The organism is Homoserinimonas sp. A447 (assembly GCF_054489325.1).
This window is the reverse complement of record NZ_JBTMWW010000001.1, coordinates 3224140-3247727: the sequence shown is the minus strand read 5'-3', so window position 1 is coordinate 3247727 and position 23588 is coordinate 3224140. Positions and strand designations below refer to the sequence as shown.

General features: G+C 63.4%; 19 protein-coding genes. 6 read left to right on the top strand and 13 right to left on the bottom strand.

From position 1 onward, the window contains the following. From ACX3O0_RS16085 to ACX3O0_RS16070, 4 genes are all read right to left on the bottom strand, one after another. Window positions 1-624, bottom strand: a 624-nt coding sequence (locus ACX3O0_RS16085) for an enolase-like domain-containing protein (protein ID WP_459108418.1), incomplete at its 3' end; no start/stop codon positions are given. A gap of 110 nt (window positions 625-734) precedes the next feature. Further along, window positions 735-2162, bottom strand: coding sequence for a mannitol dehydrogenase family protein (locus ACX3O0_RS16080; protein WP_459108417.1), 1428 nt, complete (start codon window positions 2160-2162; stop codon window positions 735-737). Next, entirely contained in the window at window positions 2159-3565 is a 1407-nt protein-coding gene (gene uxaC / locus ACX3O0_RS16075) for a glucuronate isomerase (protein WP_459108416.1), read from the bottom strand. The genes ACX3O0_RS16080 and uxaC overlap by 4 nt, the downstream gene beginning before the upstream one ends. A gap of 76 nt (window positions 3566-3641) precedes the next feature. Beyond that, window positions 3642-3851 (bottom strand): hypothetical protein, encoded by a 210-nt coding sequence (locus ACX3O0_RS16070; protein ID WP_459108415.1) that lies wholly within the window; start codon window positions 3849-3851, stop codon window positions 3642-3644. Between the two features lie 182 nt (window positions 3852-4033). Here ACX3O0_RS16070 and ACX3O0_RS16065 point away from each other — a divergent pair, with 182 nt between their 5' ends. The 6 genes from ACX3O0_RS16065 to ACX3O0_RS16040 all read left to right on the top strand — a co-directional run bounded on the left by ACX3O0_RS16065 (window position 4034) and on the right by ACX3O0_RS16040 (window position 10961). Further along, complete coding sequence (locus ACX3O0_RS16065) at window positions 4034-5101, top strand: LacI family DNA-binding transcriptional regulator (protein ID WP_459108414.1); 1068 nt, start codon at window positions 4034-4036, stop codon at window positions 5099-5101. Window positions 5102-5281: 180 nt separating this feature from the next. Next, window positions 5282-6301 (top strand): TRAP transporter substrate-binding protein, encoded by a 1020-nt coding sequence (locus ACX3O0_RS16060; RefSeq protein WP_459108413.1) that lies wholly within the window; start codon window positions 5282-5284, stop codon window positions 6299-6301. Window positions 6302-6453: 152 nt separating this feature from the next. Further along, entirely contained in the window at window positions 6454-7056 is a 603-nt protein-coding gene (locus ACX3O0_RS16055) for a TRAP transporter small permease (RefSeq protein ID WP_459108412.1), read from the top strand. Window position 7057: 1 nt separating this feature from the next. Further along, window positions 7058-8368, top strand: a complete 1311-nt coding sequence (locus ACX3O0_RS16050) for a TRAP transporter large permease (RefSeq protein WP_459108411.1) — start codon at window positions 7058-7060, stop codon at window positions 8366-8368. A 78-nt stretch (window positions 8369-8446) separates the two neighbouring features. After that, a complete protein-coding gene (gene gndA / locus ACX3O0_RS16045; RefSeq protein WP_459108410.1) occupies window positions 8447-9913 on the top strand; it encodes an NADP-dependent phosphogluconate dehydrogenase in 1467 nt (488 codons plus the stop codon). Window positions 9914-9929: 16 nt separating this feature from the next. Beyond that, window positions 9930-10961, top strand: a complete 1032-nt coding sequence (locus tag ACX3O0_RS16040; RefSeq protein WP_459108409.1) for a Gfo/Idh/MocA family protein — start codon at window positions 9930-9932, stop codon at window positions 10959-10961. 73 nt (window positions 10962-11034) lie between these two features. Here the strand turns inward: ACX3O0_RS16040 and ACX3O0_RS16035 are convergent, their stop codons facing one another. The 9 genes from ACX3O0_RS16035 to ACX3O0_RS15995 form a co-directional block, all read right to left on the bottom strand. Continuing rightward, complete coding sequence (locus ACX3O0_RS16035; protein WP_459108408.1) at window positions 11035-13110, bottom strand: glycoside hydrolase family 3 protein; 2076 nt, start codon at window positions 13108-13110, stop codon at window positions 11035-11037. Between the two features lie 204 nt (window positions 13111-13314). Continuing rightward, window positions 13315-15537: a beta-glucosidase family protein gene (locus tag ACX3O0_RS16030; RefSeq protein WP_459108407.1), complete on the bottom strand. Its 2223-nt coding sequence runs from the start codon at window positions 15535-15537 to the stop codon at window positions 13315-13317. 376 nt (window positions 15538-15913) lie between these two features. Continuing rightward, window positions 15914-16447, bottom strand: a complete 534-nt coding sequence (locus ACX3O0_RS16025) for a hypothetical protein (RefSeq protein WP_459108406.1) — start codon at window positions 16445-16447, stop codon at window positions 15914-15916. Window positions 16448-16545: 98 nt separating this feature from the next. Next, window positions 16546-17646 (bottom strand): mandelate racemase/muconate lactonizing enzyme family protein, encoded by a 1101-nt coding sequence (locus ACX3O0_RS16020; protein ID WP_459108405.1) that lies wholly within the window; start codon window positions 17644-17646, stop codon window positions 16546-16548. Then, window positions 17643-18746, bottom strand: a complete 1104-nt coding sequence (locus tag ACX3O0_RS16015) for an ABC transporter ATP-binding protein (RefSeq protein WP_459108404.1) — start codon at window positions 18744-18746, stop codon at window positions 17643-17645. The genes ACX3O0_RS16020 and ACX3O0_RS16015 overlap by 4 nt, the downstream gene beginning before the upstream one ends. Further along, window positions 18739-19815, bottom strand: a complete 1077-nt coding sequence (locus tag ACX3O0_RS16010; RefSeq protein ID WP_459108403.1) for an ABC transporter ATP-binding protein — start codon at window positions 19813-19815, stop codon at window positions 18739-18741. Before ACX3O0_RS16010 ends, ACX3O0_RS16015 begins: the two co-directional genes overlap by 8 nt. Beyond that, window positions 19812-20726 (bottom strand): ABC transporter permease, encoded by a 915-nt coding sequence (locus tag ACX3O0_RS16005; protein WP_459108402.1) that lies wholly within the window; start codon window positions 20724-20726, stop codon window positions 19812-19814. Before ACX3O0_RS16005 ends, ACX3O0_RS16010 begins: the two co-directional genes overlap by 4 nt. A gap of 58 nt (window positions 20727-20784) precedes the next feature. Further along, window positions 20785-21690: an ABC transporter permease gene (locus tag ACX3O0_RS16000; RefSeq protein WP_459108494.1), complete on the bottom strand. Its 906-nt coding sequence runs from the start codon at window positions 21688-21690 to the stop codon at window positions 20785-20787. Window positions 21691-21886: 196 nt separating this feature from the next. After that, entirely contained in the window at window positions 21887-23488 is a 1602-nt protein-coding gene (locus tag ACX3O0_RS15995) for an ABC transporter substrate-binding protein (RefSeq protein ID WP_459108401.1), read from the bottom strand. Window positions 23489-23588: the final 100 nt, after the last annotated feature.

Here is a 23588-nt window from a genome sequence, read left to right as displayed (position 1 = left end):
CCGGACCGCCTCGAACACCGTCGGCACATGCCGCAGGTAGGACCGGGTGTCCCAGTCCTCCTCGGCCGGGAACGCACCCCGCTGCGCCGGCTCATGGTCATACCGGACACCCTCATTGGCCTCGAACGTGGCGTTGGAGGCGATCCCGTAGATCGACTTCAACCCCGGCACCCCGGTCTGGATCCGGATCGCCTTGTAGCCCTGCTCTTGGTGGGAGCGCACACTGTCGAACAGCTCATCGAGCGACTTCCCGGATGCGTGGCCGTACGCCAGCAAACCGGTACGGCTGGCCCCACCCAGCAACTGGTACAACGGCATCCCGGCCGCCTTCGCCTTGATGTCCCACAGGGCGACATCCACCGCGGCGATCGCCGCCATCGTCACCGGGCCCCGACGCCAATACGCGCTGCGATACAGGAACTGCCAGATGTCCTCAATGTTGTGCGCGTCACGCCCCACCAGCAGCGGAGCGACGTGATCCTTCAAATACGACACCACCGCCAGCTCCCGGCCATTCAGGGTGCCATCCCCCAGCCCAGTGATGCCGTCATCCGTCGTCAACTTCAACGTCACGAAGTTGCGATCCGGACTGGTGACAATAACTTCAGCCTTGGTAATGATCATGGGGTTCCTCCATTTGCCAGCTCTAGCCAACCAAGTCACAGACGGGGTGGCAACCGATTGCCAAATGTTGCTTTCCTGCCGTCGCTTCCGGTGCAGGGCCGGCCGTGAAGTCAGTCGATCGTGACGTCAGGAACGGCCCGCGCGACAGCCGCGACGACAGCCGGATCCTCCACCAGGAGGGGATCAACGAGACGCAACAGCGCGACGACCGCCGCCTCGCCGGACAGCGACGCGGCCTCCTGCAATGCCGCGCCCGCCCGATCGGCAGGAAGGCGACTGGCGCGCGCGAGCGCCACCCAGGCGCCCAGCGCGAATACAGCTGCGCCGGCACTGCGGCCCGCAGCGCGCTCGGCCAGCAGCACCGGCGCCACCCTCACCCGCAGCTTTGCCGTGCCGTCCTGACCGACCTGTGCCAGCAGGTGCTGGATCCGGCCGTTGCCGAAGCGCTCAAGCAATGCGGCGCGATAGCGGTCGAGGTCGAGGCCTTCCCCGGGAAGGTGACGCGCCGCCTCGGTCCAGAACTGCTCCACCCGCGAGTGGATGGCGGTGTCGGCCATCGCCGCGGCGACTGTCGCATGGCCGCGAGCGAGCCCGGCGTAGGCGAGGAGCGAGTGGGCTCCGTTGAGCAGCCAGAGCTTGCGGCGCTCGAACGGCTCGATGTCGTCAACGAACCTCGCACCGGCGCGCTCCCAGGCCGGCCTGCCGGCGGGGAAGTCGCCGCTCAGCACCCAGTCGTGAAACGGCTCGGTGACCACCGGAGCGCGGTCGTGCCACCCGGTCGCCGCGTAGACAACGGCGACATCGTCAGGCGTGGTCCTGGGCGTGATCCGATCCACAGAGGTCGTGACGAACGAAACGTGCTCGTCGAGGAAGGCGAGCATCTTGGGGGCGGATGCCATCTCGGCAAGCGAGCGCAACGCTGTCCGCGTCAGTTCCCCATTGAATGGGAGGTTGTCGCAGGAGACGATTGACAGCGCTCCGGCATCGGCGCGGCGGCGAACTTCCAGGCCCACCAGCAGCCGAGCCAGCGCCGTGCGCGGCGCCGCGGAGAGGTCGAACTCTGCGGATTCGAGGTGGGAACGCAGCCATGCCACATCGCTGGCGACGGCGGCCTGCGTCAGGTCGGGTTGGTTTCGGGCGTCCAGCGCGTAGCCGGCTTCGGTGATGGTCATCGTGACGAGCGACGTGGCAGGATCCGCAAGGGTTTCCGCGAGTCGGTCGACGCGAGCGCCGTCGACTGCATCGACGATTGAGTCGACCAGGGTGACGGTGTCACCGTCCGCAGACCTCTCGATCAGGGAGTAGAGGCCATCCTGCGCAGCGAGCTCGTCGGATGCCTGAGGCCTGCGGCCGGTGAACGCCCGGATGCCCCATTCGTTGTCGTCATCCGAGACATCGGTGTACCAGGCCTGGTGTGCACGATGGAATGCTCCGAGGCCGAGGTGGGCGATGCGCGCGGGGGCGGGGTCGAACGACCCGCCGGTGCGACCGGCGGCGGTCAGGCGGTTCAGGGCGACTGCCGCGGTCTCCGGACTCACAGCTTGAATGCCCGGCGAGGGATGCTGTCGACGAGGTCCACCGCGATGCGTTCGGCCTGTGGCAGCGACACGCGTCCCTCGCCCACGAGCCGTGCAAGGAACGCGGAGTCCAGGCGCCGCGCCATGTCGTGGCGGGCCGGGATGGACAGGAACGCCCGGGTGTCGTCGATGAAGCCGGAACCTCGGTAGAAGCCGGCCGTCTCGGTGACGGAAGCGCGATACCGCAGCACAGCATCCGGTGCATCCAGGAACCACCAGGGTGCGCCGATGAACACGCTCGGATAGAAGCCGGCGAGGGGAGCGATCTCACGCGAGTACACGGTCTCGTCCACGGTGAACAACACGAGGTGCAGGCCGGGCGCCAGTCCGTGGCGCTCCAGCAGCGGGCGGAGGTTCTCGGTGTACGTGGTCGTCACCGGGATGTCGTGGCCGGTGTCGGCGCCGAAGCGATCGAGCGTCGCGCTCGAGTGGTTGCGATGCACGCCCGGATGGATCGTCATGACGAGCCCGTCCCTCGCGCTCATCCCCGCCATCCGCAGAAGCATGTTGCCGGTGAACGCACGGGAGCCCGCGGCGTCCAGTTCACCCGAGACCGCACGCACAAACAGCGCGGAGGCCTCGTCGTCGGTCAGGTCGACGGTGAACGGCTCGCGCACCCCATGGTCGGCAGAGACCGCGCCGTGTGCGATGAAGTGGGCGCGACGGGCTTCGAGCGCCGCCAGGTATCCCGGGAAGTCATCTGGAGAGGTCCCGTTGGAGGCCGTGAGACGCTCGATCCGCTGCACGAATCCGGGCGACCTGGGGTCGAGGTAGGCATCCGGCCTGAAGGTCGGCAGCACGCGTCCGGTGAAGGATGCATCGCGGGCCAGCGCAGCATGCGCGGCAAGGTCATCCAACGGGTCATCCGTCGTCGCCAGCACTTCGATGCGGAACTGCTCGAACAGGGCGCGAGGACGGTACGCGGCATCGTTCAAGCGCAACGCGATGGCGTCATAAGTTGCGTCGGCAGTCTCGGAGGATGGCTCGACATCGATGCCGAAGAGCGTGACGAGTTCATGAGTGAGCCAGTAGCCCGAGGAGGTGCCGGCGAACAGGTGCCAGTTCTCGGCCAATAAGCGCCAGACCGCACGCGGATCGGGCGCCTCCGAGGTGCCCGCGCCGAGATCGGCGAGATTGACGCCGGCAGCGTGAAGGAGACGCGTGACGTAGTGGTCGCGGGTGATGAATAACTCCGCAGGGTCCGAAAACGGTGCATTGTCGAGGAGCAGCCCTGGATCGACGTGACCGTGGGGAGAGATGATCGGCAGGGTTGCAACTGCCTGGTACAACTCCCGGGCGATCGCACGGGTACGGGGATCGATCGGGAGCAATCGGTCGTCATCGAGTTCAAGAGTCGCAGGCATCGTCCCATGATGCGGATCGCGCCCGAACAGTGTCAACCGGTTGCCAATTGTGGCCATGGCCGGAGGCGGGCTGCCCTCAGGTACCGTCGATGTGCACGGCAACGCGGGCGAAGCCGGCAGCGCGCACGGCTCGGAGCACCTCGCTGCGCAGCGGATCGCAGACGATTACGGCGACGTCGTCGAACGGCAGGTCGAGGCACGCAACACCGTCGGCGGCACGCACGCGCACGTGTCCCAGCCCGAGGCGGCGCAGTTCGGCCTCTGCCATCTCAGTTTCGATGAGCATCTCGGCATCCTCACGCTGGTCCTCGCTCGAGCGCCGGACGAGTCGAGCGTGCGGCATGGTTCGCCTCATTGCACGCCGGGCGCACCCACGATCGCAAGCGGTTGCCACCAATTGCCTGCCAATGCCTTCCGAGGCATATTCCTGAGTTGTAGCGGCAGGTTGCCTCGCCTAGCATTCGTGACATGGCAGACCCGCTTGAGGGCACGAGACAAGGCAACGCCCGGCCGACCATCTACGATGTGGCCGCAGCGTGCGGCGTCGCACCCTCGACGGTCTCCCGTGCGTTCTCCAGGCCCGGCCGCGTCAACGCCGAGACTGCGGCGAGGATCCGCCAGGTTGCAGCCGACATCGGCTACCGCACCAATCCGATCGCCCGCGCGCTCCCCACGGGGCGCACGTCGTTGCTGGCCGTCATCGTCGCCGACGTGACCAATCCGTTCTTCTTCGAGATTCTCCGCGGCGCCGAGGAGACTGCGACCAAAGCTGGTTACACCCTGCTCGTCGCGGACGTGCAAGAGTCAGTGGAGACTGAGCGACAGGCGCTGGATCGTACGCTGCCGATGGTGGAAGGCCTCGTTCTCGCCACCTCACGAATGTCGGACTCATCCATCAGGGCGGCGGCGAAACAGCGGCCGACCGTGGTGCTCAACCGCTCGATGAGCGACGTCGCGAGCGTCGTGACCGACAACTCCCGCGGCATGAAGCGCGCGGTGGAGCACCTCGCAAATCTCGGGCACACCACAATCACCTACCTCGCAGGGCCGGATGCCTCGTGGGCGAACGGTGTGCGCTGGCAGGCAGTCCGCGAAGCGACCCATGAACTCGGCCTCCGATCCAGGCAGTTCGGCCCATTCCCTCCCACTCAGGCGGGCGGCCTCTCTGCCGCGCGTGCCCTCGCAGATTCGCCCGGTACCGCTGCCATCGCCTACAACGACCTGATCGCAATCGGCCTCATGCGCGGTCTCGTCAACCTGGGCATCCGGGTACCAGACGACGTGTCAGTGGTCGGATTCGACAACATTTTCGGCGCGGATTTCTGCACGCCGCAGCTGACCACCGTCGCCGCTCCACTACGCCAGCTCGGAGCCGTCGCCGTGCAGACGCTCCTGAACGAGTTACGCGGCCAGGCTGGCGGCAAAAGGGGCGCGCCAGGCGCCCCGTTGAAGACAGCACTGCTCCCCGCGCAGCTCGTCGAGCGTATGTCCACAGGCCCGGCGAGCCCGCTTTCCCACTGGACGGAGCGCGGTTAGCCGGCACCTCGGGCGATCACGACGGGTGCGCGACAACCTATGGCAACTGGTTGCCATTCCCCCCACCCGGTGAGTCAATAAAGGTCGCGAAGGAATGAATCGCCCCTTCTCGACCGAACACCCACACCGACACCAAGACGGCGACACCGCCACCAAACTGCGCTCGAAGGAGAGAACACCATGCGGACCAGATCCCGACTCGCACTCATTTCAACCGCCGCGATAGCGGCCCTCACGCTCGCCGGCTGCTCCGGCACCGGCTCCGAGACCACCGGGGACAGCGTCGAGCCTCGCACGATGAAACTCGGCCTCAACCAGCCCGAGACTCACCCGTCGTTCATCGCCCTTCAGGCGTTCGGCGAGAGCCTCAGCGAAGCGACAGAAGGACGCTGGGACATCGAGGTCTACCCGAACTCCACGCTCGGCGACCAGCAGGAGTACCTGCAGCAGGTGAGCGACGGCGTCATCGACCTCGCCATCGTCTCGGCGCCGCAGCTTGAGAACCTGAACGACGACTTCGTGCTGTTCAGCCTCCCGACGGTATTCGACTCGATCGAAAGCCAGATGGAAGTACTGGCGGATGACTCAGTCGTCGGCGACATCTATACGTCGCTCGAGGAGAGCAACAACATCTCGGTCGTCGGCGGCTTCACCCAGGGTGCACGCAGCGTCTACCTGAAGGATGCTCCGGCAGAGACCCCGGACGACCTCGAGGGCAAGAAGCTCCGCGTGCAGGAGAGCCCGGTGTTCCTCGGCATGATCAAGGCATTCGGCGGTTCGCCGACACCGATGCCGTTCGGTGACGTCTACACCGGAATCCAGTCGGGTGTCGTGGACGGTGCCGAGAACAACGAGATCTCGTACTTCGCCAACAAGCACCACGAGGTTGCGCCCTACTTCTCCTACACGCGTCACCTCATCGGTGCCGACTTCCTCATCAGCAACACCAACACCTTGAACGAGATGTCAGATGAAGACCGTGCCGCGTTCGACGAGGGCTGGGAGCAGGCGTGGAAGCAGCACACCGAGCTGTGGCTCGCAGACACGGAGACGGCGATCGCTGACGCCGAGGCCGCCGGCGCGACCTTCACCGAGGTCGACAGCGAGGCGTTTGTCGACGCGCTCCTGCCGCTGCTCGATGAATTCATCATCACGGATACCCAGAAATCCCTCTTCGACGCGATTCGCGCGGCGCAGTAGGCTCTGACGCATCACCGGCAAGGGCGCCGGCGGTCGGTTGACCACCGGCGCCCTTGCACTGTGTTCTACCAACACCAGTGTCCATCGACTCAACGCGAGCGGCCGCCCACGGGGCCGCGTCCCCAGTCACGGGGAACCCAACGGAGGACGACGTGAATTCGAATCCAACGGAGCCCGAACTCCCCGACGAGGCCGACATCTCCGTGCCGGTTGCCGAGGTGCGCTGGCGCCCACTCCTCAGGGTGTTGGCAGCCGTCCGCAAGGTAATCGACCGCACCCTCGCCGGCTTGTGCATCGCCGCTTTCGTACTCCTGGTCGCAGTCGTTTCGTGGCAGGTCTTCACGCGTGAGGTCATCCTCAATTCAGCACCGTGGACCCAGGAGGCCGCGCAGTACACCTTCGTCATACTCACCGCCGTGGCCACCGCCTACGTCTTTTCCGAGCGCGGGCACATCGCGGTGTCGATCCTCGTCGAGAAGTTTCCCGATCACCTGCAGCGCTACTGGGCGGTCGGGCTCGAGCTCATCGTGATCCTCTTCATGTCACTCGCGTTCATCTGGGGTGGCTTCCGAGTCTCCGAGAACGCCTGGGGCCAGAGCATCTCGACGCTGCCGCCACTCACGATCGGGCAGGTTTATCTGATCCTGCCGATCGCCGGCATCCTCACCGTCTTTTACAGCATCACCCACATCATCGGCATCCTCGCCAGAGCAGAGAAGCCCGTGCCGGTACTCGACGAGAACGCGGAGGTCTGACATGGATACGGACATCCTGCTCGCCAGCATCGTGCTCATCGGCGGCATCGCCCTCGGAATCGCCATGGGCCTGCCTGTTGCGGTCTCGATGGGCCTGCCCTCGCTCCTCGCGATCGTCATCCTGCTCGACTGGAGCGGTGCAGCGCTCACCTCGGCACAGAAGATCTTCGGTGGGAGCAACAATTTCGCGCTCCTTGCCATACCGTTCTTCATCCTCGCGGGCGGTCTCATGAACACCGGGGGCATTGCAACCCGGCTCATCGACCTCGCGCTCGTGGTCGCGGGCCGACTTCCCGCCTCTCTCGCTCAGACCACGGTGGTCGCGAATGCCATGTTCGGCACCGTTTCAGGCGCCTCGGTCGCCTCCGCCGCCGCCGTCGGCTCGGTGCTGGCCCCACGCATGAAGAAGGAGGGCTACGACCCCGCGTTCGCGGCGACAGTAAACGCAGCCTCGTCGCCCACTGGGATGCTGCTGCCGCCGAGCAACACGTTCATCGTCTACTCACTCGTGTCACAGACCTCAATCGGCGCCCTGTTCATCGCCGGGGTCGGCCCGGGGCTGTTGTGGGCGCTTGTGTGCGTCGTCGTCGTCGCAATCTACGCACGGAAGCGCCCAGAGCTGCGCGTGCTCACTCAGGAGCGTCCGACCATCAGGCAAGCACTCGTCGTGCTGCTGCGGGCGATCCCGGCGTTGCTCATGATCGTCATCGTGATCGGCGGCATTCTCAGCGGCATCTTCACGGCGACCGAGTCCGCCGTCATCGCGGTGCTCTACTCGCTCGTCCTGGGGTTTGCGCAGCGCACGCTGCCCCTCAAAGCACTCCCCGGTATCGTGCTCGAGGCGGCCAAGGTCACCGGCATCATCATGCTGCTCATCGGGGTGTCCGGCATCCTCGGCTATGTGCTCGCGTTCGCCCAGATCCCGCAACTGGTCGCGACCAGCCTGCTCGGGCTCACCGACAACGTCGTGATCATCCTGTTCATCATCATGATCGTGCTGTTGCTCGCCGGCACCGTAATGGACCCGACCCCGGCCATCCTCATCTTCACCCCGATCTTCCTGCCGGTTGTCACCTCGCTCGGTGTCGACCCCATCCATTTCGGCGCGATGATGGTCTTCAACATGTGTCTCGGCAACATATCCCCGCCGATCGGCAATAACCTCTTCGTCGCAGCGCGAGTGGCCAACGTGAGAATCGAAGCAGTGATGGGGCGCATCTGGCCATACTTCTGGGCGCTGTGTGGCGGCCTGCTCATTGTCACCTTCTGGTCGCCACTGTCGCTCTGGCTGCCGAGCGTGTTCGGTTACTGAGTGCCTAAGCTGGAGGGGCGGTTCGGCTTCCTCAGCGCCATCACCGCAGCATCCTGAACTCGATCCGTAAGGAGCAATGTGTCCGCGAACGACAACCAGGCGAAGGCAAACGCAAACATCGGAGTCATCGGCCTGGCGGTGATGGGCTCGAACCTCGCGCGCAACCTGGCCAGCCGTGAAGGCAACACGGTCGCGGTGTACAACCGCAGCTACGAGAAGACCGAGGTGCTGATCTCCGAGCATCCGGAAGCCGGATTCGTGCCTGCACCCTCGTACGAGGAGTTCGCGGCATCCCTGTCGACGCCCCGGACGGCCATCATCATGGTGAAGGCCGGGAAGCCGACGGATGCCGTCATCGACGCCCTGACCGCCGTGTTCGAGCCGGGCGACATCATCGTCGACGGCGGAAACGCCCTGTTCACTGACACCATCCGCCGCGAGAAGGCGGTGCGCGAGACCGGCATCAACTTCGTCGGGGCGGGCATCTCCGGCGGCGAAGAGGGCGCACTGCTCGGCCCGTCGATCATGCCGGGCGGCTCTGCTGAGGCGTGGAAGACGCTCGGGCCCATCCTTCGCTCGATCGCCGCGGTCGCCGAGGGCGAGCCCTGCGTGACGCATGTCGGCACCGATGGTGCCGGCCACTTCGTGAAGATGATCCACAACGGCATCGAGTACGCCGACATGCAGCTCATCGCCGAGGCCTACGACCTGATCCGCCGCGGTACCGGCAAGTCGCCGGCGGAAATAGCTGACGTGTTCGCCGAGTGGAACAAGGGCGAACTCGAGAGCTACCTGATCGAGATCACCGCAGAGGTCCTTCGCCAGGTCGACGCCAAGACCGGCAAACCGCTCGTCGATGTCATCCTCGACCAGGCCGGGGCCAAGGGTACCGGAGCGTGGACCGTGAAGAGCGCCCTCGACCTGGGCGTTCCGGTGTCGGGCATCGCGGAAGCAGTGTTCGCCCGCTCACTGTCGTCCAAGCCCGCCCAGCGGGCAGCCGCGGCCGACTTGCCGGGGCCTGCGGAGGCGTGGACTGTTGCCGACCCGGAAGCGTTCGTCGAGGACGTGCGCCAGGCCCTCTACGCCTCCAAGATCATCGCCTACTCGCAGGGCTTCGACGAGATCGTCGCCGGTGCCGAAGAGTATGACTGGGACATCAAGAAGGGCGAGATCGCCAAGATCTGGCGCGCCGGCTGCATCATCCGCGCGCGCTTCCTGAACCGGATCACCGAGGCGTACGCCGAAGACCCGGCGCTGGTCGCGCTGGTGACGGCGCCGTTCTTCACCGAGGTCGTCGCCGGGGCGCAGGCCTCCTGGCGACGAGTGGTGGTCGCGGCGGCCCAGGCCGGCATCCCCTCCCCCGCATTCTCGTCATCGCTGGCGTACTACGACGGGTTGCGGGCCGACCGCCTGCCCGCCGCGCTGGTGCAGGGCCAACGCGACTTCTTCGGAGCACACACCTACAAGCGGGTGGATGCCGACGGCACCTTCCACACGCTGTGGTCGGGTGACCGCAGTGAGATCGAAGCGGTCGACACCCACTAGCTGAGGCGAGGCATCCGTGTCGGGAGTTATCAGAACCGGAGTGATCGGATTCGGGCTCTCCGGCCGCGTGTTCCATTCTCCGTTCATCGCGTCCAACCCGAAGTTCTCGCTCGACCTGATCGCGACGTCCGACCCCGAGCGACGGGCGCACGCTGAATCGCTGTATTCCGGGGCCACGGTTGTCGACACTCCGGATCAACTGCTGGAGCGCGCAGCGCAACTGGACCTCGTGGTGCTGGCGTCGCCCGCACACGCCCACCTCGCGCAGGGGCTCGCGGCGTTCGCCGCGGGTGCTGCCATTGTTGTCGACAAACCGTTCGTGCCGACCGTCGCGGCGGGGCAACAGCTCCGTGACGCAGCGGAGCGCGCGCGCCGCCCGCTGATCGTCTTCCAGAACCGCCGCTGGGATGGCGACTTCCTCACCGTGAAGAAGCTCATCGCCGATGGGACGCTGGGTCGCATCCACCGGTTCGAGTCGACCTTCGAGAGGTTCAGCCCACAGCGACACGGCCGCTGGCAGGAAGCCCTCACGCCGGAGCAGGGCGGCGGGATCGCGTTCGACCTGGGCAGCCACCTGGTCGACCAGGCCCTGCAGCTGTTCGGCCCTGCCACCATGGCCTCGGCCGAGTTCTCCCGGGTGCGAGACGGAGCCCTGAATGAAGACGACGCCTTCATCTCCCTGCTGCATGACACCGGCGTGCGTTCCCACCTGACGATGAGTCGGGTGGCCGCGCTCAGCGGCCCACGCTTCCGAGCGCTGGGAACTGAGGGCGCCTACGCGGCCTACGGGCTCGATGGCCAGGAATCGGCGCTGGACAGCGGCATCCTGCCCACCGATCCCGGATACGGGGTAACGCCGCCCGAAGCGTGGGGCACACTCCAGCTGGCCGGGCAGCCGCTGGTAACGGTTGCCACGGAGCGCGGCGCCTACCCGACGTTTTACGAAGGCGTGGCGGCCGCCGTGCGCGGCGATGGCCCCGCCCCCGTTGACCCGCACGACGCGATCGATGTCGTGCGGATTATTGAGGAAGCACACCGCCTGCAGTAGCGATCGCCTCCGTCATCGCCTGAACTCGGGTGTTCCGCCAGTGGCGGCACACCCGAGTTCTTGGCACTCCGGCTTAGCGGCTGCTCTTCTTGTACGACAGGCCGAAGCCGAAGCCGTAGTCGTCGCCCACCGCGTTGGTGTAGGTGTAGTCGAACGACTCCGCATATCCGGGCACATCCGACGCATTCTGCTCGACGGCGGCCTGACTGGCCGGGATGCTCATCGGCAGCTTGCCGGTTGGATTGAACCGACCTCGGATGACATCCAGCAGAGCCTCGGCCTTCACATTGAAGGTTCCGACCACCGCGGCCGCGCCCGGTTCGATTTCGTTGATCACCCACGGGTTGCCGAAATTGACGGCCAACACGGTCGGCACCGTTGCCTCGATCAGTTTCACCCTCTCAACGTCGACCTCGGTGAGTTCACCAAGCTGGATTTCGACGGTGGAATCGTCGGGGTACTCATAGACGCTCGGCCGTACCCAGACAAAGGCCGCGGTGGCCTCTTCAGGGGTGTTCACGACTGTGACGGCTGGGTCTTCCTCGGAGATCATCGCCTTCAACGCTGTCGTCTGTTCGGCGGCATCCTCTCCGGTGATCACCTCGACGAACAGTTTCGTTTCCTTCAGTTCGGAGTTCGTGAGTGGCAACAACTCCTGATCGTTGCGCATCAGCACGATCGACTCGCGATGGGCCTTGTCTGCGGCCAGCTGCGACTTTACGGAGTCGGCGACCCGCTGTGCGGCAGCCGGATCAACGTACGGGTCTTCGAACAGTCCGAGAGCGAACATCTCCGTGACCAGCATTGTCACCGACGGATCGAGTTGCTCTTCCTGAAGAAGACCGGTGTTGACGGCTTCAATGAGGCCACTCGGGTCGTTGTTGTCGGAGAAGAGGCTGGTGCCTGCCTCGATTGCTTTGGCGAACCGTTCAGGAGTGGTCAGGTCGGCGACACCCCAGGCGCGGTTGGTGAGGATGCCGCTGTCACTGTTGACATAGCCGGTGAACCCCATCTCTTCGCGAAGCAGATCGGTGATGATCGCTTCGTTGTAGGCTGCGGCGACCTCTTCGAACTGCTGGTCGGGCGTGTACCAATCGTCGGCCGAGAGTTGGTCGGCGCTCAACGCGTTGCTCGGAACGTTGTAATAAGACATGACCGAACTGGCGCCCGCGTCGATGGCCGCCTGGAACGGTGGCAACTGGTACGACTCAAGGCTGCCCGGAGTCGGATACACCGCCCACTGACCAGCCTCGTTGTGCGGGTCGAGTCCACGCAGCACTGCACCATCACCCGGGAAATGCTTGACGGTCTGGGCAACGGACTCGTTGCTCAGTTCTTCACCCTGGAACCCACGCACCAGTGCCGTCGCGATGGCGGCGTTGAGGTCTGGGCTCTCACCAAAGGTGCCGTTGATACGGCGCCAGCGTGGTTCGGTGGCGGTCTCGATCTGGTACCCGTAGAGCTTGTGGATTCCGGCAGCCCGCCACTCTGCGGCGGCGATTTCCGCGAATTCTTCGATCAATTCCACATCGTCGGTTGCCGCCAGGCCCAAGGTGCCCGGCCAGGTCGAGAATTGCCCGGCCGCCTCACTGATCCCGAACTCGAGATCAGGGTTGACATGGTTGCGCGGGTTCGACGTGAAAACGAGCGGGATCCCGAGGCGTGTGCCCTCCGACACTTCCTGCAACCCATTCGCCCGGTCCGCGATTTCAAAGGCGGTGAGATTGTCGCGGAGGATCAGGTGGTGGATATTGCGGTCCTGGATGAGGTCGGTCGCGTCCGCCCGGAGCGAGGTGATCTGCATGATCCCCGCCTTCTCTTCCATGGTCATCCTGGAGACAAGGTCGGCAGCGCGATCAGCGCCGGAGAGACGCCAGTCTTCGTAAGGGTCGAGTGCGCCGCTGGCGTTGAGGTCGCGGAACTTTTTGCCGTTCACCGTGATGATCGGCTTCACCCGGGACTCGATCGTCGAGGCATTGTTCGAGCCGCTGGAGCGGGACGACGCGTTTGCCCGGTCGCCGGCGTCAACCCGAGGAGGAGCGGCGACGGCAGTGGTCGCCGCGACGATGATCGAGAGCGGAACGGCAACTACGGCGGCGCCGAGAACACCGACCCGGCGTCTCTGCGAATGGTTCAGCGCTTTTCGCATTTCTATTCTCCTTCGAATCGAACATGCGGCGACCGGGAATAGCGCGTCGTCGCGCTCCGCCATGGGTCAATTGAGCCCGGAACGCTTCCCGCCGTCAACCGGTTGCCGCCTGTTGCCGCGCCCCCCGGACGGGGGTGTCTGAGCGCCCGCCAAAAACAAGCAGGGATGGCGCCCCGACGGACGCCACCCCTGCCCCAATCGACGTCAGCGTTGTCCTTCCGGCGTGCGAATGCTGATCGTCGCGCTCAGCGGAACGTTGTCGGATGAGTTGCCGACGTACACGGTGTACTCCCCGGACGCTGTGCTCCAGCCGTCTGCCTCGGTGTTCCAGTAGGACAGCGGATGGTTCGACGCGGCCGGATCGATGGTGACGGTGACCCGCTGCTTCTCGCCCGGGTTCAGCATCACCTTGTCGAATCCGACGAGGCGCTTCGGCGGCTGGCCGGCTTCGGCCGGGAGCCCCAGGTAGACCTGGCCAACTTCGGCGCCCGCGACATCCCCGGTGTTCTCGACGAAGAACGACACCTTGATTGCCTTCGTGCCGTCCGTCGTCTCCGGTGTGACGACGAGCTTGGAGAGCTCGAAGTCGGTGTACGACAGGCCGTGCCCGAACGCGAACGTTGGTTGCACCTCATTGGCGTCGTACCAGCGGTAGCCCATTTCCAGGCCCTCGCTATACGTCGCCGTGCGCGGCAACGGCCCGGCACCATCCGGGTCGACACCGGGGAACTGCTCAGGAGTCGCGAACGCCGCCTCGCGCTCCTGGGTGGGGAACGTGATCGGCAACTTGCCTGACGGGTTGTTGATGCCGAACAGCAGGTTGGCGACGATGTTGCCGTCCTCCTGCGCCGGATACCAGGCCTCCAGCACCGCTGGCACCTGGCTGAGCCACGGCAGCAGCACCGGGCCACCGTTCTTCAACACCACAACGGTGTTCGGGTTGGCGGCAACCACGGCAGCGACCAGGGCGTCCTGATCGACGTCGTCGGTTACCGGCAGGGCGAGCGTCGCGCGGTCGATGCCCTCGCGGGAGATGTCGCCGACCATGACGACTGCGACATCCGATGCTGCTGCCAACGCCGCGGCCTCCGCGATGTCACTCGCATTGTTGTAGGTCACCGTGGCGTCGGAGTCCAGCGCGTCCAGCGCGTTGTTCAGGCCCTGCTCCGGGGTCACCGTGTACGGGGCGGTGACGACAATGGCGTTTGACGGGCCTTGCGAGTTGAACTTCGCCTGGCCGGCGAAGGTCGGCGTCCCAATCAATGCAATCGACTCAAGCTCGGCCGCATTGAGCGGCAGGGCGTCACCATCGTTCTTCAGCAGGACGCTGCCCTGCTCGCCGATGTCCTGCACCCGCTGCCCGTTGGTATCGAAATCAATGGGTGTCAGTGAGTTGATCGGGTCATCGAATTGACCGAGTTCGAACATCACGGTGAAGCGCCGTTCCAACATCTGATCGATGTCGTCGATCACGATCGTGCCAGCCGCAAGCGCCTCGTTGATGAGCGTGGGTGTGAACCACCGCGGGCTGGCAAACTCCAGGTCAAGACCGGCGTTGATGGCCGGCGCTGTGCTGTGCGTCGCGCCGCGATCCGACATCACATAGCCATCGAAGCCGAGGTCATCGCGCAACCAGTCATTCAGGAGTTGATCATTTTCGCAGGCGAATGTGCCGTTCAGTCGCGGATAGGAGCACATGACCGACGCGAGGTTGGCCTCCTGGATCGCCATCTCGAATGGCAGCAGGTACAGCTCGTGCATCACCTGGTCGCTGACCAGGGTGTCCATTGAGTTGCGCGCGGTCTCCTGCTCGTTGGCTGCGTAATGCTTGGCCACGGATTGGACACCGAACTCCTGCACGGCGTTCACCTGAGCGACCGCCATGGCGCCGGCGAGATACGGGTCCTCGCCGAAGTACTCGAAATTGCGGCCGGCGTTTGCGACCCGGCCAAGGTTGATGCCCGGGGTCAGCAAGACGTTGTGCGCGCTGGCCTTGGTTTCTTCCCCGAGAATGGATCCCCATTCGGCCGACACTGCGGTATCGAACGACGAGGCGACGGTCAGTGCACTCGTCAAACCGGTGGAGATGGGTGCCACCAGGCAGTCACCGTTGCCGAATGGACCGTTGGTCATTCTGAGGGTGGGGATGGCCAGGTGCGGAATTCCTTCGACGTGGCGCCCCTGACGCGAAAACTCGCAACCGGGAATGTTCGTATTCTCGACGGGGTTCATCGCGATTTGCTGAATCTTCTCGTCCAGCGTCATGGCCGCTATGAGCAGATCGGAGCGTTCCGCCGCGGGGAGCGCCGAGTTCATCCATGGCAGGTCTTCGGCGTTCGCAGCGGCCGGGACGGCGAGGCTGGCCGCGAGAATCGCAGCCACCCCGAGCGTCAGCGCCCGGTGAGGGTTCAACCTATGTGTGGTCACTATCCATTCTCCTTTGACTGGATTTCCGGCTCAATGCGACGGCGGTACACGATTCGTGCCCAGCCGTGGGTTCCATTGAGCCGTCACGGGGCCGACCGATCAAGCGGTTGCCGCTTGTTGCTGTGGCCCTCGGATGGGGGCGATGACCGTGCTCAGTACATGACGGGCGGCGGTGCTGCTGGTGAGGTGGTTGCGAGGGAGGCGACTGCCGCAGTAGTGCGATGTTCGAGAAACGACGCGACTGAGCACCACAGTGGAGCGCTGCTTCGCGACCATCCGAATCGCTGTTTCCGACATGCGTGATGTGGCGAGGATGATCCCATCGACGAGGGGAGTCATCCGCTCGACTCCCGCTCCAGTCGTTCGGAGTCGGCGCTCAGCCGATGCTGACGCTGCCGCCGAACTGGCCATTGCCCCACTCGCCGAGGCGATTGTTCTTGATCCGGCGCGAGACCATCTTCTTCGCCCTGGCGCCCTCGACGCTGGCCTCCACGGATAACCGGTACCACGGAGTATCCCGCGTCGCCTCCGTGAGCGCCGTGGCTGCACCGCTGACCGCCTTCAGCCAGGCGGGCGCCTCCCCTCCGGAGACATTCGCCACCCCGGCCGCCGCCGTCAGGGCGAAAGGCACCTCGACGGACCGCTCCTCGAGCGGCGCCAGCTCGAACGGCCCGTGCACGGTCATCCGCACCCCTTCCCGTTTGCCGCGCATGCGCGATTGCGAGTCGTCATCGTCCTCACGCAACCACACTTCGAACTCCGTCACGGTACGCGGCTCCTCCTTGTGACCGGTCAGGGTCACCGTGATCGGCAGGGTTCCATCAGACCAGCGGAACGCCTTCGGCAACTCCAGCCTCAGCCCGATGCCACCGGTGTCGAACGCCTTCTTCAAACCGTCAAAGAAACCCATGATCGCGCCTTCCGTTGCATCCGTTTCTCCTTCGACGCCCCGAGTGCAGCCGGAGGTTGACACGGGCGATATCCGGCACAGAGAGGGTCGTTACGCCATCATCCGATGCGGTAAGGAGCCATGGCTTCCTCGTCCGGCTCAAGACCGGCACCCGGCACGTTGGGCGCGGTCACTGTGCCGTCGGCATTGATCGAGGGCACCTCACCGCGGTAGATGCGACCCGACATTCCATTGCCCTTGCCAGGATAGAACTCAAGGATGCGGCCGTTCGGGATCGCGGCAAGCAACGGGAGATGCAGCTGCTGGAGACCGTGGGGCGCGATATCGATTCCGTGGGCTTGCGCCATCGCCGCGACTTTCATGAACTCGGTGACCCCACCCATGTAGCGGGCGTCGGGGTTGAGGATCGGGACCGCTTGAGTGGCGATCAAGTCCCTGAACCCGTGCTTGGTGTATTCGTTCTCGCCAGTCGCGATCGGTATGGTGGTCGCTGCGGCGATCTTCGCGAAACCCTCATAGTCGTCGGGCTGCACCGGTTCCTCGAACCAGGCAGGGTCGAACTCTTCGACGCGCTTCGCGAACTGAATAGCCTCGTAGTAGCGGTAGGCGCAGTTCGCATCGAGCATCAACGCGATGTCGTCGCCGATGGCCTCCCGGGCGGCCCTGACCCGGACGACGTCCTCCGCAATCGACACGGCGCCCACCTTGATCTTGACTGCCCGCGCGCCGAGCTCAACGTATGATCTCAGCTCATCCTGTAGCTGGCCGAAGCCTTTGCCCTCCGTGTAATAACCACCAGCGATGTAGACCGGCACTGAATCCCGATAGCCGCCGAGCAGCCTGTGCAATGGAAGGCCCGCCATCTTCGCCTTGATGTCCCACAGGGCGATGTCGATCGACGACAGCGCCCGGGTCTCGTAGCCACGTCGCCCCGACATCTTCGGGCTCCACAGGTTCGACCAGATCGCCTCTGTCCGCGTCGGATCCTTGCCGACGAGGGTTTCGAGGAAGCTTGCGCGCAACTCGCGCTCCCCCGGACGGGGTCGTCCGATGCCGTAGCCGGTGATTCCAGCGTCCGTCTCGATCTTGACGATGGAGATATCGGATTTCGAGTATGTATGGAGTCCATTAGAGATGGGTTTCTCAAGAACCCATTCGTAGTCGGAGGCCGTTGCGGACAGGATGGTGATGTCAGTCATGGTGTTGCCTTTCTCGGCCGGCTTGGTCGACCAGCAGTGTGCGGATGAGCTGCTATCTCGATCGGTTGTCGTGCTGATGCGATGCCGTCCACGCTGGGAAAGTGGCATGCAGCGTTGTGGCCTCCCGCAGCCTCAACCGGCGCGAGCATGGGGTCGACTTCGGCACAGATCGGTTGGGCTATCGGGCAGCGGGTACGAAACCGGCAGCCTGAAGGGATATTGGCAGGACTCGGAGGTTCTCCCATGAGCAAGGGTCTGTTCGCAGTTTTGCGAGTCCCGAGGCTGATTTGGGGCATGGCCGCCAAGAGAGCTTGCGTGTATGGATGCGCCGGCCTCTCGTAAACGGACTCCACCGTTCCAACCTCTACTATCCGACCCAGGTACATGACTGCGACCCGGTGGGCTATGTCCCGGACGACTCCGAGATCATGGGAGATGAACACGTACGACACGCCAAGCCGTGTTTGTAGCTCGGCGAGCATTTCGAGTACTTGCGCCTGCACCGAAACGTCGAGCGCTGAGACTGCCTCATCACAGACGATGAGGTCTGGCTCAAGAGCAACAGCACGGGCAACGGCCACGCGTTGACGCTGACCACCCGAAAGCTGATGGGGATACGCATCGATCCGATCGGCGCCTAACCCCACCAATGACAGCAGCTCGACACATCGATTCCGCCATTCAGATTGCGGCACGACGTCCTTATGAATCTGCCAAGCGCGCATGATTGATTGCCCGACGGTGATCCGGGGGTTCAGCGACGAGTAGGGGTCCTGGAAGACCATTTGGATACGCCGCCTGTACTTGTGCATCTCCTTCGCGTTCAGCGAGGCGATATCGACATCGCCGAACAGGACGTGACCAGACTGAATCTCTTCCAACCGGACCAGTAGGCGTGCAAGCGAAGACTTGCCGCTGCCGGACTCCCCCACAAGACCGAGAGTCTCACCGCGTTCTACCGTCAGGCTCACGCCATCGACCGCCTTGACCGCGCCAACGACACGTTTGCGGACCGCGCCCTTGGTGATCGGGTAGTGCTTGACGATATCCACCGCATCCAACAGCGGCCTGGTTACTGTCTGAGTGATTGATTCATCCATGCCGGACCTCTTCTGCAAAATGGCAAGCAGCGTCTTGGTCGCTGGATACTGCTCTTAGTTCGGGATCGGTTTCGCTGCAGATTGCCTGAGCGAATTTGCATCGCGGGGCAAAGGCGCATCCGACCGGAAGTGCGGTGAGGTCGGGCGGCGTTCCCTTGATGGAACTCGAGGCGCCACTTCTCTTCGCATCGTGTTGAGCCAACGCGACCAGGGCTTTGGTGTACGGATGGCTCGGCTTGGCGAGAACGGCTCCAATCGGACCAATCTCAACGACCCGTCCGCCATACATCACGGCAACTTTGTCTGCGATCTCGGATGCGATCGCTATGTCGTGCGTAATGAATACGAGCGACATTCCGCTGTCCCTCTGGAGGTCACCCAAGAGGTTCATGATCTGAGCTTGAACAGTCACATCCAAGGCCGTAGTCGCCTCGTCTGCGATGAGAAGGTCGGGGTTGAGCGCGATCGCCATGGCGATCATCACCCGCTGTCGCATTCCTCCGGAGAACTGATGAGGATACTCATTCACCCGGGCTTCTGGATCGGCAATACCCACGCGTCTCAGTAGGTCCACCGCACGGGCTTTACCCTGGCGCATCGGCAGGCCCTCATGCACCTTGAAAATCTCAGCGATCTGCCAGCCCACCGTGAAGACCGGGTTCAGCGCGGCCAAGGCATTCTGGTAGATCATCGAGATCCGCTTGCCCTGGATGGTTTTTCGCTCACCCGGGTTCATGGCAAGCAAGTCTCGCCCGGCGTAGCGCACCGTGCCTTGTGTGACCCGCCCTGGTGGGCTTTGGAGGATACCCAAGATGACTTCCGCGGTAACCGACTTGCCCGAGCCACTCTCGCCTATTACCGCCAACGTTTCACCCGGCGCCAGCGACAATGTCATACCGCGGACAGCACGTGCTGTGCCCTTCAGGGTATGAAATTCAACGTGGAGATCGTCTACTTCAAGTACAGGAATATCTGACCTGACCGAACTGACCCCAGCTTCGCTGGCCCCTCTCGTACTGGAAGCGGATACGCCTTGGATGCTGTCCAGGGTCGCCGGGATGTCGTTCATATGCCCCTCACAGTCTTCGGGATGTCGACAGAAGCCTTGTCCTGCCGTTGACGACGTGGCAATTCCAACCGCCAGCGCTCGGCAGGGTCTCCAGCAATTCGCAACCAGTTGGAGAGGAAGTTGCAACTGACGGCGGTGAGGGTGATCAGCAGTCCGGGGAAGAAGGTGAGCCACCACGCGGACATCATGAATTGACGCCCCTCGGCAACCAAAGTTCCCCAGGAGATGGATGGGGACTGCAGCCCTACCCCCAAGAAGCTCAACGCTGATTCCATCAGCATGAGAATTCCAACGTCCAGGGCCACCAGGGTCACGATCGTCGGCAGCATGATGGGGACGATGTCTTGCCGTCCGATCCGCCATGGGGATGCGCCGAGGCTCCTGGATGCATCGACGAACAGCCGTTGCCTGATCTCCAGCGTTTCGGCGCGGGCAACACGAATGTACAGCGGCACCCGGGCTACGACCAACAACAAGATAATGGTGCCGGCTCCGGGCTCCAGAATATAGAGGAACAGGATCGCCAGGAGCAATCCGGGAAAGCTGATGATCACATCTGTCAGCCTCATGATGAGGGATCCCAGGAAACCGCCACGATAACCCGCGATCACACCAATGACGGTCCCGATGGTTGCCGCGAGCAGTGCCGCTGGTACTGCTATCCCAAAGCTAGTGGCGCCGGCCATCAGAATGCGGTACAGCGTGCTTCTGCCCAACTGATCTGTACCGAGCATGTCGGCAAGTCCACGGGTGACATCGAAGGGTGGGTGGAAGCCCTCGGTCAGCCTCTGGGCTCGCGCTTCTTCTCCCAGTAGAGCAGCGCCGAGGACACAGCCAGAGATCGCAACCAGCAGGAATAGGGCGCCGAGGAGCGCCGGCTTGTCCCGGGTCAGAAGCTTCAGATAACGCATGACACCCCTGCTCTTGCCTGTGTAGATACCGCTTGTTTGCAACCTCGCCCGGACCGCTTCATGCTCGAACCCTGGGGTCGACCAAGCCATAGACAATATCTATGACGATATTGAGGATGAGGATTGCTACCGCAGTGATCACAACCGCAGCCAAGAGCACTGAGAAGTCACGCGAAAGAATTGATGTGATCATGAGGCGTCCAATTCCGGGAAATCCAAAAATGGTCTCGATCACGACGGCGCCATTCAGGACTCCGGTCAGCTGGATGCCGAGCACTGTGATCACCGGCAGCGCTCCGTTTCGGAGCGCGTGCTGGAATACGATGCGCTCGGAGGGCACACCTCGCCCTCGAGCCGCTTTGATATACGGAGCCGATAGGGTGGCGATCATTGAGCCACGCACGACCTGGGCAAGTCCCCCGGCCGGACCGAGAGCAAGTACGGCTACCGGCATCACCCAGTGTGCTGCTGTTGTGTTCCCGGACGTTGGGAGCCATCCGAACGTAATTGCCAGTACCAGGATCCCCATCAGCGCCAACCAGAAGTCGGGGATGCTCGCGCCGCCCACGCTGATCATCGTGACCAATCGGTCGGCCAGAGAACCAGGTTTGCTTGCCGCCAACGATCCCAGGGGGACGCCAACCGCTACGGCGATTCCAATTGTCAGGGCCGCCAACTGAAGGGTCCATGGGTAGGCAGCCATCACCATTTCCAGAGCAGGCTTCGCGTTATAGAGTGACGTTCCGAAATCGAGTCGAAGCATTCCGGCTACATAGCTCACGAACTGCACAAGCACGGGCTGGTCAAAGCCTTGAATTCGTCGAAACTCGGCCCGCTGCTCGTCGGTGGCCTCGAGCGGCAGATACAGGTCTGTGGGATCGCCCGTCATGCGGGAGACGAGGAACACCATCACCACCAGGCAGACGAGCGAGAACAGGCTTTGGATAACCCGCTTCCGCAGCATGATCAACACGGATCAGTCCCTTCATTCGGGCTGACTGTCGTACCCATCAGCTCAGCCATGTCTCTCAGAATCACGCGGTTCTACTCCATTTGTTTCTCTGCTGAATACCACGACGTCGAAATCATGACTCGTTGCCTGGACGCGTTTGCGTGGGCTGTCCAAGACCTGCGACAGCCCACGCACAGCTCTCAATCCTCTATGACGTCTTTACGACGTCATTGAGGTCGATGATCTCCGCTGAATGTGGAGTAGGCGTGTATTCAACGCCTGGAGCAACGCCCATGATGATGTCCGAGTACACGATCGGAATCTCGATCGCGAGGTCGTGCAGCAAAGCGTAGAGCTCCTGGTAGAGCTCGGTACGCTCGTTATCCGTCGCAACGCCAGCACGCATGATCAGGTCATCGACCTCGCTCTGCGCGGCCACGGGAACCCTTGACCGCGCCACCCACGAGGGGTACCGGGTGTTCACGGAGAGTGAGGCATCTCCCATCCGGTTGTCGCCAGTAGAGGCAAACATGCCAGCCCGGTCAGTGCTGGCGGTGACCAGTAGCTCTGTATAGGGTGTCGAATCCATCGACTCAATGTGTGCGTTGAGTCCGATTTCGTTCAGGGCGGCGCTGATCGCCTCTGCTAGTGGCACTTCTGCGGCAATGGTGCCGGCCGGCCGGGTGAAGAACGTAATCTCCCGATCGGTTGCCACACCGTCGGCTTTGGCCTGGCTGACCAGCTCCTTCGCGCGATCCATGTCAAATTTCCGAGCCTTGATGCCGTCGTCATATCCATTGATCACAGGAGTGGCCGTCGGCACATTGGCCGCCTCGCCTGCGCCTCGCCAAATCGCTTGAAGCAGACCCTCGCGATCAATTGCGTGGGCAACCGCTTCGCGAACCCTTACGTCTGTGAACGGCTCACTTTGAGCGTCCAGGGCGACATTCCACGCCTGCCAGTACTTGACGTGCCGAGCGATCTCCTGGTCCAGGTACTCGTATCCGATATCGAAGGCGATGTCCGCCTCCCCGGTCGTCAGCATCCCAGCACGAACACTCGGTTCGGTGCGTGCCAAGTAAGTCACCTCAGAATATCGTGCGGACTCTCCCCAGTAGTCGTCGTACCGTTCGAGTTCAATAGTCGGCCCGTCCCACGAGATCACCTGATAGGGACCGGTGCTGACAGGAGTGGTTACCTTCTTTTCGGTATCCGTTTCTGGTCCCGAGAAACTAACCATGGTCAGGCGCAAAGGAAGAATTGGGTCCGGCTCCCCAGTCACAAAGCGGACGGTGAACTCATCCACCTCCTCTGCCGCAATCTCCATCCCGGCGAACGTCTGCGTGTAGGTAAAGCAGGCCAGGTCCGGGTCCAACGAACGGGTAAAGCTCTTCACAACGGCCGCGGCGTTGAACGGGGATCCATCATGAAAGGTGACGTCTTCACGTAGCGTGAATTCCCAGATATTAGGTTCGATCTGCTCCCATTCCGTGGCCAGCAGCGGAGACAGCTCGCGCGTGGTGGGATCCGCAATAGTGAGACCCTCCCCAACATTGTGGGTGATTATTCGCGACGTTCTTCCCGCGACCATGTCGCAGGTATCCATCGCCCCCGGCTCGCTGGGCACGGCGAGGGTTAGCGTGGCATCCGCATCACCGGCGGCTTCGCCTCCACCGGGCGCGGAAACGCATCCCACCAGGAAAGCGGTGCTGAGTGAAATGGCTCCTACCGCCCGTACCCCCCGAAGCCAGGTCGAGCGGGAGAAATGCGATTTTTTCTTATGTGAAGACAGGTCTGAACTATTGACCACGACTACACACCTCCTCGTGCTTAGTGTTGGTTTTCTCGACGTTGAAAAGTGGTGCGACTGTGTGACCTGCAAGAGGATGCCGTCCAGAGTGGCCCGGCTT

Excerpts from the sequence above, each read along its gene's own strand:
- uxaC (WP_459108416.1), bottom strand. The coding sequence starts at position 3,565 with ATGCCTGCGACTCTTGAACTCGATGACGACCGATTGCTCCCGATCGAT.
- ACX3O0_RS16070 (WP_459108415.1), bottom strand. The coding sequence starts at position 3,851 with ATGCTCATCGAAACTGAGATGGCAGAGGCCGAACTGCGCCGCCTCGGG.
- ACX3O0_RS16065 (WP_459108414.1), top strand. The coding sequence starts at position 4,034 with ATGGCAGACCCGCTTGAGGGCACGAGACAAGGCAACGCCCGGCCGACC.
- ACX3O0_RS16060 (WP_459108413.1), top strand. The coding sequence starts at position 5,282 with ATGCGGACCAGATCCCGACTCGCACTCATTTCAACCGCCGCGATAGCG.
- ACX3O0_RS16050 (WP_459108411.1), top strand. The coding sequence starts at position 7,058 with ATGGATACGGACATCCTGCTCGCCAGCATCGTGCTCATCGGCGGCATC.
- ACX3O0_RS16035 (WP_459108408.1), bottom strand. The coding sequence starts at position 13,110 with ATGCGAAAAGCGCTGAACCATTCGCAGAGACGCCGGGTCGGTGTTCTC.
- ACX3O0_RS16025 (WP_459108406.1), bottom strand. The coding sequence starts at position 16,447 with ATGGGTTTCTTTGACGGTTTGAAGAAGGCGTTCGACACCGGTGGCATC.
- ACX3O0_RS16020 (WP_459108405.1), bottom strand. The coding sequence starts at position 17,646 with ATGACTGACATCACCATCCTGTCCGCAACGGCCTCCGACTACGAATGG.
- ACX3O0_RS16015 (WP_459108404.1), bottom strand. The coding sequence starts at position 18,746 with ATGGATGAATCAATCACTCAGACAGTAACCAGGCCGCTGTTGGATGCG.
- ACX3O0_RS16010 (WP_459108403.1), bottom strand. The coding sequence starts at position 19,815 with ATGAACGACATCCCGGCGACCCTGGACAGCATCCAAGGCGTATCCGCT.
- ACX3O0_RS16005 (WP_459108402.1), bottom strand. The coding sequence starts at position 20,726 with ATGCGTTATCTGAAGCTTCTGACCCGGGACAAGCCGGCGCTCCTCGGC.
- ACX3O0_RS16000 (WP_459108494.1), bottom strand. The coding sequence starts at position 21,690 with ATGCTGCGGAAGCGGGTTATCCAAAGCCTGTTCTCGCTCGTCTGCCTG.